The 15,231-nt window shown below is 71.5% G+C and carries 15 protein-coding genes; 10 read left to right on the forward strand and 5 right to left on the reverse strand.

Annotated elements, in window-relative coordinates; all coding sequences use genetic code 11:
• Window positions 1-64: 64 nt before the first annotated feature.
• Window positions 65-658: a DUF4291 domain-containing protein gene (locus FHS34_RS02170; RefSeq protein ID WP_184961289.1), complete on the reverse strand. Its 594-nt coding sequence runs from the start codon at window positions 656-658 to the stop codon at window positions 65-67.
• 420 nt (window positions 659-1,078) lie between these two features.
• Here FHS34_RS02170 and FHS34_RS02175 point away from each other — a divergent pair, with 420 nt between their 5' ends.
• Entirely contained in the window at window positions 1,079-1,702 is a 624-nt protein-coding gene (locus FHS34_RS02175) for a DUF6230 family protein (protein ID WP_184959832.1), read from the forward strand.
• Window positions 1,703-1,787: 85 nt separating this feature from the next.
• Complete coding sequence (locus tag FHS34_RS02180) at window positions 1,788-2,270, forward strand: DUF6114 domain-containing protein (RefSeq protein WP_184959834.1); 483 nt, start codon at window positions 1,788-1,790, stop codon at window positions 2,268-2,270.
• A gap of 80 nt (window positions 2,271-2,350) precedes the next feature.
• On the opposite strand, the gene FHS34_RS43995 is transcribed toward FHS34_RS02180, so the two are convergent.
• On the reverse strand, window positions 2,351-2,587 hold the full coding sequence (locus FHS34_RS43995; RefSeq protein ID WP_372478561.1) for a hypothetical protein: 237 nt from the start codon (window positions 2,585-2,587) through the stop codon (window positions 2,351-2,353).
• On the opposite strand from FHS34_RS43995, the gene FHS34_RS43315 reads away from it, so the two are divergent.
• The 5 genes from FHS34_RS43315 (at window position 2,588) to FHS34_RS02205 (ending at window position 7,575) form a co-directional block, all read left to right on the forward strand.
• Complete coding sequence (locus FHS34_RS43315; protein WP_263978377.1) at window positions 2,588-2,713, forward strand: hypothetical protein; 126 nt, start codon at window positions 2,588-2,590, stop codon at window positions 2,711-2,713. It abuts the gene before it with no gap.
• Window positions 2,714-3,035: 322 nt separating this feature from the next.
• The gene (locus FHS34_RS43695) at window positions 3,036-3,275 is read left to right on the forward strand and encodes a BBE domain-containing protein (protein WP_225817411.1); all 240 of its coding nucleotides are present in this window, start codon (window positions 3,036-3,038) and stop codon (window positions 3,273-3,275) included.
• A gap of 118 nt (window positions 3,276-3,393) precedes the next feature.
• Entirely contained in the window at window positions 3,394-4,800 is a 1,407-nt protein-coding gene (locus tag FHS34_RS43700) for a vanadium-dependent haloperoxidase (RefSeq protein WP_184959836.1), read from the forward strand.
• Window positions 4,801-4,924: 124 nt separating this feature from the next.
• Window positions 4,925-6,037: a zinc-dependent alcohol dehydrogenase family protein gene (locus tag FHS34_RS02200; protein ID WP_225817412.1), complete on the forward strand. Its 1,113-nt coding sequence runs from the start codon at window positions 4,925-4,927 to the stop codon at window positions 6,035-6,037.
• A gap of 71 nt (window positions 6,038-6,108) precedes the next feature.
• Complete coding sequence (locus tag FHS34_RS02205) at window positions 6,109-7,575, forward strand: APC family permease (RefSeq protein WP_184959838.1); 1,467 nt, start codon at window positions 6,109-6,111, stop codon at window positions 7,573-7,575.
• A gap of 45 nt (window positions 7,576-7,620) precedes the next feature.
• On the opposite strand, the gene FHS34_RS02210 is transcribed toward FHS34_RS02205, so the two are convergent.
• Together FHS34_RS02210 and FHS34_RS02215 are read right to left on the reverse strand one after the other, a co-directional pair.
• A complete protein-coding gene (locus tag FHS34_RS02210; protein WP_184959840.1) occupies window positions 7,621-8,787 on the reverse strand; it encodes a PP2C family protein-serine/threonine phosphatase in 1,167 nt (388 codons plus the stop codon).
• Window positions 8,788-8,867: 80 nt separating this feature from the next.
• Window positions 8,868-9,110, reverse strand: a complete 243-nt coding sequence (locus FHS34_RS02215) for a DUF1963 domain-containing protein (RefSeq protein ID WP_184961293.1) — start codon at window positions 9,108-9,110, stop codon at window positions 8,868-8,870.
• A 174-nt stretch (window positions 9,111-9,284) separates the two neighbouring features.
• Between FHS34_RS02215 and FHS34_RS02220 the strand changes: the two genes are divergently transcribed.
• On the forward strand, window positions 9,285-11,924 hold the full coding sequence (locus FHS34_RS02220; RefSeq protein WP_225817413.1) for an amino acid permease: 2,640 nt from the start codon (window positions 9,285-9,287) through the stop codon (window positions 11,922-11,924).
• A gap of 45 nt (window positions 11,925-11,969) precedes the next feature.
• Here the strand turns inward: FHS34_RS02220 and FHS34_RS02225 are convergent, their stop codons facing one another.
• Window positions 11,970-13,088 carry a glycosyltransferase gene (locus FHS34_RS02225; RefSeq protein WP_184959842.1) on the reverse strand — a complete coding sequence of 373 codons (1,119 nt, stop codon included), beginning with the start codon at window positions 13,086-13,088 and terminating at the stop codon, window positions 11,970-11,972.
• A gap of 390 nt (window positions 13,089-13,478) precedes the next feature.
• Here FHS34_RS02225 and FHS34_RS02230 point away from each other — a divergent pair, with 390 nt between their 5' ends.
• The gene (locus tag FHS34_RS02230) at window positions 13,479-14,078 is read left to right on the forward strand and encodes a DUF3159 domain-containing protein (protein WP_184959844.1); all 600 of its coding nucleotides are present in this window, start codon (window positions 13,479-13,481) and stop codon (window positions 14,076-14,078) included.
• 37 nt (window positions 14,079-14,115) lie between these two features.
• A complete protein-coding gene (locus FHS34_RS02235; protein ID WP_184959846.1) occupies window positions 14,116-15,228 on the forward strand; it encodes a phosphatidylglycerol lysyltransferase domain-containing protein in 1,113 nt (370 codons plus the stop codon).
• Window positions 15,229-15,231: the final 3 nt, after the last annotated feature.

The following is a 15,231-nucleotide window of genomic DNA, read 5'->3' on the forward strand; positions in this document are numbered from 1 at the left end:
ACGTTCGCCGAAATCCAAGCAGTAGACCCAGAGCACACCACAGCCACCCCATTCGGACCGCATGTCAGGGGCGCAAGTGGGTCAGTAGTTCGTCACCGGCGGGGTACGGCTGTTCCTGGGGGAGGAGTCGAGCAGCGGAGTCCGCATCGCCGCCACTGACGAGGGCGCGGATTTGGCGGGCGAGCGGAGTCACATCACTGATGGACACGATCCACTCGTCCGCGTAACGTGCCGATGCCTCGCCCGAGAGCCCCAATTGCAGCGATCGGTACGGCAAGGGACACAAATTCAGGTCGCGTTCGGGATCCCACTGCACCCGCGCCGGGGACCGCCGCAACTGCCGCTTCCACGCCGCCTGATCCGCGTACAGCTCGGGCACGTAGTGCGACAGACACGCGTTGCGCAGCGCCCAGTCGAAGCCGTCGCGATCGATCTCGACTGCAAGAACGGTCTCCTGCCCGGCGCTCGTGCCCCAGTTGGAGCGGTACATCATCCACAGGAAGCTGGGCTTGATCCACGTCATGCGGTCAGGCTTCCACGCGGCGGGAAAGCGGCCGTCACGGATGGCGGGCCTTCCGATTTCAGGGGAGTACGCCTGGTAGACGGTGATCGTGGATGCCGTGTGGAGCGCGCGGATCCTGCGGTGCGGTTCTTCCATGGCGTACAGCGTGGGCTCGTCCGGCTCCGGTGGCCACTGGTTTTCGACAGTCGCTCGCCGCGAGGGCACACCGGCCACGCCTCCACGGAGGGGTCCGATGGCATGGACGCTGCCAAACAAAAAGGAGGGCGGGGGTCGCCGAGTGTCCGGTGCGTGTGCAGTGGGACCCGGACCGGTCGACCGGAACACCTTCGTCGGCGATTGGGAGCGGACGGCTGACTGGCTCCGACCGGTCAGCCGCGACTCGCACGCCGATCGGCAAGAAGTTGCTGGCTCAGTGAAATCCGCATCACCCGTACGGCGGCCCTGGCGTGCAGCCGGTCGCCGCAACCGGAAGCCTAGGATTCCTCACTGGACAACGGGGAAATACCTGCCTTGTCAAGACATAGGCAGACCCGCTCCCTGGCCGAAGGAGACGGGATGTCGCACCGTGCCGGCAAGACCCGTTGGCGGCGCTTCGCGGCGATCCTGGTTTCCGGCGTCGCAGCCTGCGCAGCCCTCGGCGTCGCCATGGGGCAGGGGGCACTGGCCGCGTCGTTCCTCATTTCCGGCCAGAGGTTCCAGGTCACCGCGGACACGCTGACCGCTCGGGGATTCAGTGTCTACGGCATGGTGGATGTGACCAGGCAGGGCGAGCGTGTACCGGTCCAGGTCACCGGAGCCCGGCACTCGACGATCAGCGGACTGTGCGAGTCCGTAGTGGTCGACGTCCCGGTGCTGGGCCCGCAGACGCTGAAGCTCACCGGCGGACGCGAACGCCCGATCGAGGCATCGAGTCTGTTCCTCGACACGACGTCCCAGTCGGCCGGACAGGCGGACTTCAAAGGCCTCGACCAGGGCATCGCGCAGGGGGAGATCACCAAGGGACCGATCAGTCCGGACGACAGGAGCTCGCGGTTCTTCGATCCCAACGGTTTCGGGCAACAGGCCGCGTCGGTCATCCTGACCGACGTGCACGTGACCGCGGTCGCGCTCTCTGCCGGTACGTTCAACATTCCCGGCCTGCGCGTGCGGATCGAACAAGCCCGTCATGAATGCTCCTGACTCCCGTGCGGGCCGGGCCCGCCGAACGCCCCCGCCTTCGCCTCACACGGCCCGTGCCAGACCGCACCGCTGATCAGGAAGACACGTGATCACCAACCTCTTCGGCAGACGGCCCCGGCTGCGCGTCACGGCGGCGCGCACCCGACGCGGGTTCAGAACCTGGCGTGGTGAACGTCCCTTCTGGGCCGGGCTTTTCACCCTGATGGCCGGATTGCCCATCCTGTACTGGCCGTACGCGCATCTCGACCTGGGCGGAATTCCCCTGGCCATGTCGACCACGTCCGGTGCCGGAGCCCTGATCATCGGAGTTCTGCTCATCACCCTGGGTCTCACCCATTGGTATCAACCGCACCTTCGCGTGTTCGCCGGGATCGCCACTCTCCTGCTCACTCTCGTCTCCTTCCCCGTCGCGAACTTCGGCGGCCTCTTCCTCGGACTGATCACCGGTCTGATCGGCGGCTCCCTGGCCTGCTCCTGGGCTCCCCCCGTCACCACCGAACCGTCGACGGCGTCGGCGGACCGCGCGCCCACGGCTGTTCCGGCAGGCGAAAGACGACCTGGCAGCTGACCAGGCCAGTCGGTTCACGCAGCCTCGCCCGGACCCGCGGACGGGAGGGGCCCTCGGCGTGGTCTGACGCGGGGGGTGGGTCAGGCTGCCGGGGTGCCGGTCTCCTGCGCGGAGACCGCGAACGCCTCGGGGCCCTTCTCCGCCGCCGCCGGGTCCATCCACATGACCTGCCAGCCGTGGCCGTCGAGGTCGAAGAAGCTGCGTGAGTACATGAAGCCAGTGAGAAGTCGCACCCCGACCTCTACTGGGGCGTACTGCAGGTGGCCGCCGGCGCGCAGCGCATCGCGCAGGACACCGCGGCCGACAAGCGGTTCCATATGCGTCTGGGCATCGGGACCAACGGGACGACCAGGGCACAGATCCGTGCGAACGCCAACGTCAACGCCATCGGCCAGTTCTACGGCACCGTCCAGGAACTGCGTGCCGTCCTCGGCCCGCGCTGAACACCGGCACGGCCGAGGAGCGCGCCCGCAACAGCGCGTCCGTCCGTCAGGTGACCCCCGGTGAGGCGAGCGAACTGCTGAGCGCGACCACACCGATCGAACGCTTCGCCACCAAGTCGGCGATGCTGGACTCCCGGACGCTCCTGACCGACCGGCAGGTCGGCGCCGCGGCCGAGCGCCTTCTGGAGTGGCCCGGCAGCGGCAACGAGGACGGAGCCGGGTTCGCGATGTTCGCCCTCGGCGGTGAGATCAACCGGGTGGCGCCGGACTCGACCGCGTTCGTGCACCGCGACGAGCTCTTCGTCCTCGCCGCCGAGACCTCGTGGGCGGACTACGACCGCCCGGCGTCGCCGACACCAACCTCCGCTGGCTTGACCGGTTCTACGGCGACATCTTCGCCGAGGGCACACCCGAACACTCCTACCAGAACTTCCCCGACCCGACGCTGAAGAACTGGCAGGACGCCTACTACGGCACGAACTGCCCCCGGCTTGTCCAGGTGAAGCGGAAGTACGACCCGACCGGCTTCTTCAGCTACCAGCAGGCGATCGGCACGCGCTGAGCCCGAACGGCGCGGGGCACGTCGGATGAGGAGGCGCCGTCCGGTTCGCGGCGAGTTGTCTTGAATCGGGCGGCGGGCCGTTGCTAAGCCTGGGGCACCCAACTCCAGGGAGCACGCCGTGCATCGAGAGCCCCCTCCTGTCGTTCCCCCGCGTTCACGTGCCCGGGCGTTCCGCTGCGCCCTCGCGGCCCTCGCCCTCGTGACGCTCACCGCCGCGACCGGCCGCCCCGACGCGGACACCCGGACCGCGTCGGACCCGGCGGCCGTGGTCCGCGAGTGGAACGCCATCGCCACCGACACGATCAAGGCCGCCCTCGGCCCGCGTCCCTCCGGGCAGGCGGCGATCTGGCAGGGGTTCGTCTCCGTCGCCGTGTACAACGCCGTGGTGGGGATCGAAGGCCGCTACGCCCTGTACGAGTGGCGCGAGCGCGGTCCGGCGAACGCGTCCTCGGCGGCGGCCGCCGCCACCGCGGCCCACGACGTGCTGCTCGCCTCCTTCCCCGCCTTCAAGGAGCGGATCGACACCTCCTACGCGAACTCGATCGCCGCTCTCCCCGCCGGTCAGGCCAGAGACCGGGGCGTCGGCTACGGAAAGCGCGCTGCCGCCCGCCTCATCGAACTCCGGGAAGGGGACGGCAGGTTCGCGGACGTTCCCTTCACCGCCTCCCCGGCACCGGGGGTCTGGCGGCCCACCCCGCCCGCGTTCCAGCCCTTCATCGACACCTGGCTCGCCAGGCTCCGCCCTCTCCTGCTCACCTCCCCCCGGCAGTTCCGCCCCGGCGGACCACCCGCCCTGTCCTCGGCCGCTTACGCCGAGGACTTCCGGGAGCTGAAGACCATGGGTGCGAAGACCGGCTCGGGCAGGAGCGCGCGGCAGACCGAGACCGCCCTCTTCTTCAGCGGCAACCTGGTCGAACAGGTGCAGACCGCCGTCCGGGACCACGCCGCCCGGCACCGGCTGGGCATCGCCGAGACGGCCCGGCTGTTCGCCGCGGTGAACGCGTCGGCGACCGACGCCGTCGTCACGGCATGGGACGCCAAGCTCCACTACGGCTCCTGGCGGCCGATCACCGCCATCCGGCTCGCCGACACCGACGGCAACCCCGGCACCACGGCGGACCCGGCGTGGGAGCCGCTGCTCGTCACCCCGCCGCATCCGGACTACGTCGCCGGGCACACGACCGTCGCCGGCGCCGTGGCGCGGGCCCTGACCGGTGTCCTCGGCACCTCGCGCATCGACCTCCGCGTCCCCTCCGAGATCACCGGCACCACGCGGTTCTACGGGTCCGCCGACGACCTCGACCGGGACGTCGTGGACGCCAGGGTGTGGGGCGGCGTCCACTCCCGCACGGCCGACGTGGCCGGCTGCCGGGCCGGCACCCGCGTGGCCGCCTGGGCGCTGGACCACTACTTCCGGCCGCTCGCCGAGGACGGCACCCCGCGGTCCCCGCGGACACCTCGGCAGCACAGGCCCGCCGAGCCGGCGTGCGGCGATCCGTCCGGGGCCGGGGGTAGCGTGAAATAGGGACCCCGGCAGGCCGCCGGGCCGGGCCCGGCCGCGGGGCCCCGACGAGGAGGCCGGCACCGGCGTCGTTCTCGTCCGGAACGCCCGCCGGGCCCGGCAGGCGCTGAGAGACGGAAGGTCACTCATGCCTCGATCCATGCGCGCGCTCGTGGCCGGGAGGGCCGGCGAGCCCGCCGATGTCCTGCGGCTGGAATCCCGGCCCGTACCCACGCCGGAAGCCGGTCAGGCGTTGATCCGGGTGAGGGCGACCCCGGTCCACGCCAGCGATCTGCACGTGCTGCGCGGCCGCTACGGTTTCTCCCCCGAGTTCCCCGCCGTCGGCGGTCACATGGAGTGTGTGGGCCGTATCGAGGCCCTGGGCCCGGACACCGGGGGACTGAGGATCGGCGAGCGTGTGGTGGCCGCCGCGATCCCGGCGGTGCCCGGGCCCCCGGTGGCCGGTACCTGGCAGGAATACCTCGTCGCCGACACCCGAAGGCTGCTGCCGGTCCCCGACGATCTGAGCGACTCCAGCGCCTGCCAACTCGCCGTCAACCCGTTGACCGCGCTGCTCCTCGTGACGCGCGAACTCGACGTACGGCCGGGCGAATGGCTGCTGCAGACGGCCGCGGGCTCCACCGTCGGCCGGCTGGTCATCCAGCTGTGCCGGCATCTGGGGATCCGCACGATCAATGTCGTGCGGCGGCGCGACGCCGTCGAGGAGATCAAGGCGCTCGGCGGCGACGAGGTCGTCTGCACGCAGGACGAGGACCTGGTGCGGCGTGTGGCGGAGACGGCGGGGCCGGCCGGCGTGCGCAAGGCCGTCGACTGCGTCGCGGGCCCCGTCGGTGCCCAGGTGTCCCAGGCGTTGGCTCCGGGGGGCGAGGTCGTGGTCTACGGCGCGCTCTCCACCCATCGGCAGACCGACCCGGCGGCGCTGACGATCCCGCTGCAGGCACGCTCGGTGATCTACGAGACCAAGACGGTCCGCGGCTTCTGGCTGAACCGCTGGTTCGGCACCGCCTCACCCGAGGAGGTCCTGCGCGCGCTGTCCCGGGTCCGGGGCCTCGTCGCCGAGCACGTGCTGAGCATTCCCCGGGGCCGGCCGTTCCCGCTCGAACGCTTCGCCGAGGCCATCGCGCTCGCCGAGACACCCGCACACGGCACCAAACCCTTCTTCGTCTTCGAGGACGCCCCGGACGGAGACGACGCCTCGCAAGCGGTCCTGGGGGCAGGCGCCGATCTTCCGGGTGCGTGAGCGCTGTGCATGTGTCTTATATGTACGAGAAGTGCCACAAGACGGCGTGAGGGAAGGCGGGTGCCGGAGCAGTGGAAGCGGCTTCGCCGGAACCCGAGGGCAGGGAGGATCCCACCGCCCTCGGGGGATATCAGCAGGAGCTGAAGCGGACGCTCGGCTCCTTCCAGGTGTTCGCCGTCTCGTTCGCGTTCATCTCGGTGGCGGTCGGCATCTTCTCGACCTACGACGACGTCCTGCAGAACGCGGGGCCGGTGGGCATCTGGCTGTGGGTCGTCGCGACGGTCGGCCAGGTGCTGGTCGCCCTCGTGGTGGCGCAGCTCGCGGGGCGCATCCCGCTCAGCGGCTCGTCGTACCAGTGGGCCTCGCGGCTGGCCAACCCGAAGGTCGGCTGGGGATTCGGCTGGCTGAGCTTCTGCTACCTGGCCATCGCGGTGGTGGCGATCGACAACGCGCTCGCGAGCCAGGCGTTCATGCCGCTCATGGACATGCGGCCGGACGAGGACACCGCACGGGTGATCACCCTGGTGATCCTGCTGATCCAGGCGGTGATCGTGGTGGCCTCGACCCGCCTCGTCAGCCTGATCAACACGGCTGCGGTCGGGCTGGAGCTGGCGCTGGTCGTGGTGGTGGCGCTCGCCCTCGCCATCGCGGTGGCCGTCACCGGCCGTGGTGCGGCCGGCAACCTCACCTCACGCGGCATCACCGAGAACGCCCCCCACTACTTCGACGTCGGCGGCGGACTGATGATCGCGATGATCATGGGGCTCGCCACCCTCGTCGGCTTCGACTCGGCGGCGAACCTGGCCGAGGAGGCCAAGGACCCCTTCCGCAGCGTCCCGCGCGCCATCGTGGGGTCCGTCGTGGCCGCCGGCGCCCTCGGGATCGTGTTCCTGATCTGCCTCACCATCGCGATCGAGGACATCCCACGCGTCACCGCGAGCGAGTCGCCCGTCGCGGCGATCATGCGTGAACAGCTGGGACCGCCGATGGAGACGGTGCTCCTGGCGGCCGTCGCGATCGCGTTCTTCGGCGCCGGGACGGTGGTGATGACCGCGTGCTCACGGATGGTCTTCGCGATGGCGCGCGACGGACGCTTCCCCGCCCACCACCTCATGCGCCGGGTCAACCCCCGTACGCGGACACCGGTCCCCGCGACGGTGCTGATCCTCGTCGTGGGCCTCGCCCTGATGGTCGCGCTGCCGGGCGCCGCGCTGCTGAAGCTGATCACGGCGTCCACGATCCTCCCGGCGATCATCTACGGCGCCACGGTCGTCCTCTATCTGGCGGTGCGCCGCCGCCTGGACCGCAGGAAGGGCGCGTTCGACCTCGGGCGGTTCGAGCTGCCGGTCGCGGTCTGCGCGCTGGTGTGGACGCTCGCGTCCCTGTTCATCCTGGTGTCGCCGGCCGAGGCGCTCGTCCCCGTGCTGATCGTGGTGGGTCTGCTCGTCGCGGGCGGGCTGTTCTTCGCCGGCCTGCTGCTGTTCAACCGCCCGGCGCTGGAGACCCAGCCCCAGGACGCCGCCGTCCCGGAACGCTGACGAGGCGGGCCCGGCACGGTGGCGGGGCGCCGACGGGGCCGGTGGCTAGCGCGCGCCCGCGTCGTACGGCATCGGCTCCGGCCCGGTCGCGCACCGGTCGGCGAGGATCATGGCCACGTCGTCCGCCAGATCGCCCTCGGTGTGGCGGGTCAGCGCACGGTGCAGTTGTTCCAGGAACACCGGTGGGGAGGTGTCGGCGCGTATCCGCTCCATGGCCTCCGGCAGAGCGAAGAACTCGCCGCCGGGGTCGCGGGCCTCGATGACGCCGTCGGTGTACAGCAGCAGGCGGTCCCCGGGAACGAACGGATAGCTCTCCGGCTTGGCGGGGAGGTCGAGGCCGAGGTCCTCCAGACCGAGGGGCGGCGACGGCGAGGGCGGCACCAGCGGCGTCGCCCTTCCCCGGTGCAGCAGCAGGGGCGGCGGGTGCCCACGGTTGATCAGCTGCACCACGTGCTCGTCCGGGACCTGCGCGATGAGCGCCGTGATGAACCCTTCCAGCCGGACCTCCTCCTCGAACGCGCCCGGTACGGCGACCTCCCGGCGCAGCGCGGCCGCACAGCGGTTCATGACCTCCACCAGCTCGTCCTCGTAGTGCACGGCCTCCCGGAACGCGCCCAGCGCCACGGCGACGGCCCGCACCGCGGACAGTCCCTTGCCGCGGACGTCCCCCACGATCATCCGGACGCCGTACGAGGTCTCCACGGCCTCGTACAGATCACCGCCCACCCGGGCCCCCGTCCCCGCCGCCAGGCAGAGGCTGCCCGCCGCCACCGGGCCGAGCCGCGCCGGCACGGGCCGCAGCACGACCTCCTGGGCCGCCACGGCGATCCGGCGTACCTGGTCGAGCTCTCGCTGCCGGCGGGCCTGCACGGCGCTGCTCGTGATGAAGCCGGCCACGGAGACCAGGGCGAGGGCGAGGAAGTTCGTGTAGACCTGGAGGGTGCCCCAGGCGTCGTTCCAGGTCGCGGTGGTCGCGCTGATCGCCAGCGCGAAGGCCGTGGCCGCGGCGGTGCCTCTAGGGCCCAGCGTCACCGCCGCGAGCGCCGGGACGGCGGTGAGCAGGGGGCCGGTGTAGAGGAAGTGCGCGGGCGTGAGCTCGATGAGCAGGACGGCCAGCGCGATCAGGAAGGGCACCCCCTGCATCAGGGTGAAGAGGACCCGGCCGCGACCGCCCGCTCGCCGCCGAGGGGGTGAGCGCAAGTGCGACTTCATGCACCAAGCCTGCCTCGCCGCAGCCCACCCCTCCACTCGCCGCCGGCCCCGGGACCGCCGGCCCGCTCACGCCGTACGGGTCAGCAGCACAGGGCCTGGGCCACTGCCTCGCCGGAATCGTCCTTCGCCAGTGCCCCGGCCGGAATCGTGAAGTACAGCGTTCCGGCGTCCCCCCAGCCCCGTCCCAGGCCGGTGTCCTCGGCGAGCTGCAGCAGATGGACCGCCGGGCCGTCGGCGTCGCGGGACGACACCCGGAGCGTGTGCGAGGTGTCCGGCCGGCCGAAAGCGCAGTGGGAGCCGGCGTCCCAGCAGTCCGGGAGCATGGTCACCGCGGCCGTGTGGACGGGCGTCGCCGCCCAGAGCGGCGGAGTCCTCGACCCGCATGCCGGGATCCTCTCGGCCCCCGTGCGGTCCCGGGCGCCCGGGCGGGTGACCGGTGGCCGTCCGGGCGGCCCCGCGCTGTTGCGGAGGGAAGCGGCCCGGCGTTGGAATCAAGTGTGAGGCACTTCGCTGGCGCCGAGTCCGCCGGCCGCCCCGCTCCCGGGACGGGCGTCGGCCGGAAAGGGCTCAAGAGCGACGCCCTGGGCTTGATCTCCTCGGTGGTCATGGGCCTCGCCTCCAGCGGCCCGGCGTACAGCCTGGCCGCCACGCTGGGCATCATCGTCACCGGGGTCGGACTGCAGACCCCGATCGTCACCATGCTGGCGTTCATCCCGATGCTGCTGGTCGCCTACGCCTTCCGGGAGCTCAACGCGAGCAACGCCGACTGCGGCACCACCTTCACCTGGGCCACCCGCACCTTCGGGCCGCACGCCGGCTGGATGGGCGGCTGGGGCCTCATCGTCGCCAACATCATCGTCATGGCGAACCTCGCCGTGATCGCCGCCGCCTACGGCTTCCGGCTGGTGGGTCTGGACGGCCTGGCGGAGAGCCGGCTGTGGACCACGGTGGCGGGCGTCGCCTGGATCGCCGTACTGACCGCGATCTGTTACGTCGGCATCGAGTTCTCGACGGCCGTCCAGCGCTGGCTGCTGTGCCTGGAAGTCCTGATGCTGACCGTCTTCGCCGTCGCCGCGCTGGTCCGGGTCTACACCGACCCGCCGCCGACGGCGCTCCATGTCTCCGCCTCCTGGTTCAACCCGTTCGAGGTGCCCTCGGCGCGGGCCCTGACCTCGGGCGTCCTCGTGGGCGTCTTCATGTACTGGGGCTGGGACACCGCCTTCTCGGTCAACGAGGAGACCATCGACAGCACGCGCGTCCCCGGCCGCGCCGCGGTTCTGTCCACCGTGCTGCTCCTGATCACCTACGTGCTCGTGTCCACCTCGGCACAGGCGTTCGCGGGAGTCGGCACCACGGGCATCGGGCTCGCCAACACACAGAACTCGGACGACGTGTTCTCCGGACTGGGCGAGGCCGTGTTCGGGAGCGACGAGACGGGTCTGTTCCTGTCGAGAATGCTCATCCTGATGGTGCTGACCTCCGCGCTGGCCTCCGCCGAGACCACCATCCTGCCCCTGGCCAGGACCGTCTTCTCCATGGCGGTCCACAAGGCGGTCCCCGCCCGGTTCGCCCGCATCCACCGCAGGTACCTCACCCCGACCTGGGGGACCATCGGCATGGGAGCGGCCTCGATCGCCGTACTGCTCCTGCTGACGTCGTTCAGCCGGAACGTGCTGGCCGACTCGATCGACTCGGTCGGACTCGCGATCGCGTTCCAGTACGGCCTGACCGGCTTCGCCTGCGTCTGGTACCACCGCAGGATCCTCACCCGTAACGGCAGGGACCTGGTCTTCAAAGGGCTGCTGCCGGGGCTGGGCGGCCTGATCATGCTCCTGCTGTTCGTGTACGCCGCCTTCGTGGTCTACGCCGACCCCGACTACGGCACGACCTCCGTCGACCTGCCGCTGATCGGCAGGACCGGCGGGGTCACCGTCCTGGGCCTGGGCGCCCTGCTGATCGGTGTCCTGCTGATGCCGGTGGTCACCCGCGGCCACAGCGTGGCCCTGAAACTGCAGCGCAGCCTGCTGCCACGCCGTCTGCCGCCGTACACCGCCGTCGACGCGGCGAGCCGCTACGTGCCCGCCGACAGCGGGTCCGGGGTGGGCGGCGACTGGTACGACGTCATCCCGCTGTCGGGAACCAGGGTCGGCCTGGTCGTCGGGGACGTGCTCGGCCACGGTCTGCGGGCCGCGGCCACCATGGGACGCCTGCGCACCGGGGTGCGCGTCCTGGCCCGGCTGGACCTGGCCCCGGACGAGCTCCTGTCCCGCCTGGCCGACCTCGTCGAGCAGAGCGCGCACGAGGGCATGGCCGCGCCCGCCCCGGTCCGCCGCCGGAGGCCGCACACCGACGAAGCGAGGGGAGTGAGCTGCCTGTACGCGGTGTACGACCCCGTCTCGGGCAAGTGCAGCCTGGCGCGGGCCGGTGATCCGGCGCTGGCGGTCGTCGACGCGCACACGGGCGCCGTCCACTGTCCGCAGCTGCCGCAGGGCCCGCCGCTCGGCATCGGCGGCGTGCCGTACCGCGGCACGGAACTGGAGCTCGCGCCGGGCAGCCTTCTCGCCCTCTTCACGGACGGCCTCCTCCAGGCGGCCGACAGCCGGGACGTCGGGCTCGCACGGCTCTGCCAGGTCCTCGCCGGTGAGCCGGCGCCCCTGGAGGCACTGTGCGACCGGGCGGTGACGGTCCTGCTGCCCGGGGCGGTCGACGTGGACGCGACGCTGCTCGTGGTGCGCACCCGCCGGCTCGACCGGAACCGGTTCGCCGAGTGGGCGCTGCTGCCGGACCCGGCGGCGGTGGGCTCCATCCGCACCGCCGTCAGCAAGCAGCTCGGCGACTGGGGACTGGACGACCTGCAGTTCACCACCGAGCTCATCGTCAGCGAGCTGGTCACCAACGCGATCCGCTACGTCGGCGGGCCGTGCCAGGTGCGCCTGATCCGCGACCGGAGCCTGATCTGCGAGGTCTCCGACCACGGCCACACCTCGCCCAATCTGCGGCACGCCGCGAACGACGACGAGGGCGGCCGGGGCCTGTACATCATCGCCCAGATGACCCACCGCTGGGGCACGCGCTACACCCCCACCGGCAAGACGATCTGGACCGAGCAGGACCTGCCGCGACCGGACGGCCCGTAGGCCCCCGCCGCCACGGCGGTGCCGTCCGAGGACGGCCGCCCCGGGTCAGGCCGGCTGGGGGCGGGGGGCCGCGACGGTCAGTCTGGCGCGGGCGAAGTCGCGGTTGGCGACGACCCGCTCGCGGTGGGCGTCGGGCAGCTTGCCGCCGTCCAGGAGCTGCTCGCAGCACTCCAGTGACTCGCGGTACGCGCCCACCCAGTACGCCGACACCGCCAGCTCGTCCAGGATGCGCCAGTCGTACCAGCCGTGCTCGACGAACAGGACGTCGTCGGGCCGGGGGATCTCCGCCGCGCGCCGCGCGAACAGGTGGGCGAGCGGCCAGCGTTCGCCCTGCACACGGCAGAGATGGGCGAGTTCGCCGAGCGGTTCGGCCCGGGTGGGCCGGTACTCGTACGCCTCCAGGAGGCGGGACACGACCTCGGGCGTCGGGTGCTCGAGCGTCATGGCGAGCCGGGCGGCGTACAGCCGGGAGCAGAACGCCTCCTCGGCGAAGCCGCCCATGGCCGCGCGCCGGTCGTAGGCGGCCAGTGCCTTCGCCGGTTCGTCGGCATCGCGCCAGCTCTGCGCGAGATAGAAGACGTAACGGGCGTTGTCCGGTTCCCTGGCGAGCCCGTCCTCCAGGACGGCGGCGTCGCGCAGGTACTTCGTGCGCTGGTCACCGTCCTTCTGACGTCCGCCGCCGCCCATGATGACCATGCGGGTGCCGTCGAGGGTCGCGCGGCTGAACGGCGTGTCGCAGTCCAGGTACTCGTGCAGGACGCCGACGTACCGCCAGGGGAGGCGGGTCGACACCATCGTCGGGCGCCAGTGGACGATGGGTCCGTGGCGCACCTCGAAGTCGTAGCAGTCGTGGGTCAGCTCCGGCATGGTGAAGCCGGCGTCGGTCTCCATCACGTCGTCGGCGTCGATGAACAACAGGTAGTCCCCGCGGTCCCGGGCCCGTTCGATCGCCTCCGTGCGGCTCAGGTCGAAACCCTTCCACGGGCTCTCGTACAGCGTCCCGGGCAGGTCGGCGAACGTCTCGCGGATGACGTCCTGGGTCCCGTCGGTCGAGCCCGTGTCAAGGATCACCCAGGTGTCGACGAGGGGGCGTACGGATTCGAGGCAGCGCCGGATCACATGCGCCTCGTCCTTGACGATCATATTGAGGCAGACCGTTTTCATGGACCTGTTCTTCTTTCCCCGGGAGAAAGGACCGGCCGGTGAATTTATCGAGCCGCGGCGGTCCGCACAAGCAGCCACCGGCGTATCTCCCGGCGCCGTACGGGAGTTGTCTCGCAGGTCCGGGGCGGTTCTTATGGTTATCACCGCACGGCTTCCGCCGTCCGGCGGAGAACGCGCGGAGCATACGGTGAACGGGACGTATTACCTGCTGAATTGTCTCCGGAATTCTCTTCGAGACACTTCGGAATTCCCTTCGCCCGTCGCCCGAGGGCCGGCGGTGCCGCCCTTCCCACGGGGCCGCGCCCGGCCGTACGACGGGCGCGGGGCGGGCCGGGGGCGGCAGGATGGGAGGGACGGGGGTGGCCACCGGACCTGACGGGAGGAACCCCCATGGCTCAGCAGACGGCGACGAAAGCCCCGGCCAGGAAGCCCGTCACCACCGGCGGCGTCTTCCTCTCGTTCGCCCCGTGGATCATCTTCGGCGTGGTCGCCAGTCCCAGCACCTGGGAGTACGCCGCCCTCGCCGCCCTGGTCGCCTCGATCGTCCTGTCGGGACAGGACCTGCTGCACGGCAGGCTCCGCGTCCTCGACATCACCGGCATCGTGTTCTTCGCCGTCCTCTCGGTCCTCGCGCTGGCCCTGGAACGCGCGCAGCTCGACTGGCTGGAGCAGTACGCCCAGGTCATCTCGAACGGACTGGTGGCCGTCGTGGCGCTCGGATCGCTGTTCACCGACCCGTTCACCGCGCAGTACGCCCGCGAGCAGACACCCCGCGAGGTGTGGGACTCGCCCGTCTTCCGGCACATCAACCGTGCGCTGACGGCCGGGTGGGGAGCGGTCTTCGCCCTGATGACGGTGTCGACCTGGCTGGCCGTCCGGTACCCCGCCCAGGACGACTGGTTCAACTGGGTCATCCCCATCGCCCTGCTGGTCCTCGCCGTGAAGTTCACCGCGCGCTACCCGGAGTCGTACAAGGCCCGCACCACATAGCCGGATCCGGACGCGCGGTCCGTGCGTCTACCCCTGTATGGATCTGCAGAAGCCACCACCTCCGCCGGCACAGCCCGAAGGGTGCCTCGTCGTCGCCGTCCGCCTGCCCGTGCGGATCGTCGTCCTCGTGCTGGTCGTGCCCGTGCGGATGGTGTGGGACGCGCTCGTCGTCGCCGGGCGGATGCTGCGGGACACCGTGCTCAGGCCGCTCGGACGGGCTCTGCTGTGGACCGGCCGGGCCCTGTTCGTCTGGCCGTTCGTGGCCCTGTGGCGGTACGTCCTGGTCCCCGTCGGCAGGGCGCTCGCCTGGCTCGGCAACGTCCTCGTCGTCGTCCCGGCGGTGTGGTTCCACCGCTGGGTCCTCACCCCCGTCGGGCACGCCGTCGCCTGGCTGGCGCGCGGCGTGGGCGCCGGGCTCGCCTGGGTGTACGCGCGCGTGCTGTGCCCGGTCGGGAACGCGGTGACCTGGCTGCTGAAGGGCGTCGGCGCGGTGCTGGCCGCCATCGGCGTCGGGACGTACACGGCCGTCGCCTGGCTGCTGCGGTACCTGTTCGTCATACCCGCCCGGTGGCTGTACACCTGGGTCCTCGCGCCCGTGGGCCGGGCCGTCGCCTGGTGCGCGCGCGGCGTCGGGGCGCTGCTGGGACTGCTCGTCACCGGCGTCGGCCTGGCCCTGTACTGGACCGCGCGGGTGCTGTTCGTCCTGCCCGCGCTCGCCCTGTGGCGCTGGGTCCTCGCGCCCGTCGGCCGGTTCCTGGCCCTCGTCGCGCGCGAGGTGGGGGAGGCCCTCGGGCACGCCTGGCGGGTGGCGGGGCGGATCTCGCGTGCCGTCGGGCGGGTTCTCGGGACCCTCTTCCGGTGGATCTTCGTGGAGCCGGTGCGCTGGGTGTACCGGACCGTCCTCACCCCGGTCGGGCACGTCGTGCGGGACGCCGTCCTGCGGCCCGTCGCCGCGGGACTGCGCGCCGTGGGACGGGCCACGCGCGAGGCGCTGGCCACGGCCCGCGACACGGTGCGGCAGGCCCGCGCCGAGTTCCGGCGGATGCTCTTCGGCGCCGCCCCGCGGCCGGAAGCGGTGGACCGGCGGGAACCCGTGGCCCGGGACACACGTACTCTTGGTAGGAGTACGACCGCACTCACGAAGGACTAGGAC

It is taken from the genome of Streptomyces echinatus (assembly GCF_014203595.1).
Taxonomy (GTDB): Bacteria; Actinomycetota; Actinomycetes; order Streptomycetales; family Streptomycetaceae; genus Streptomyces; species Streptomyces echinatus.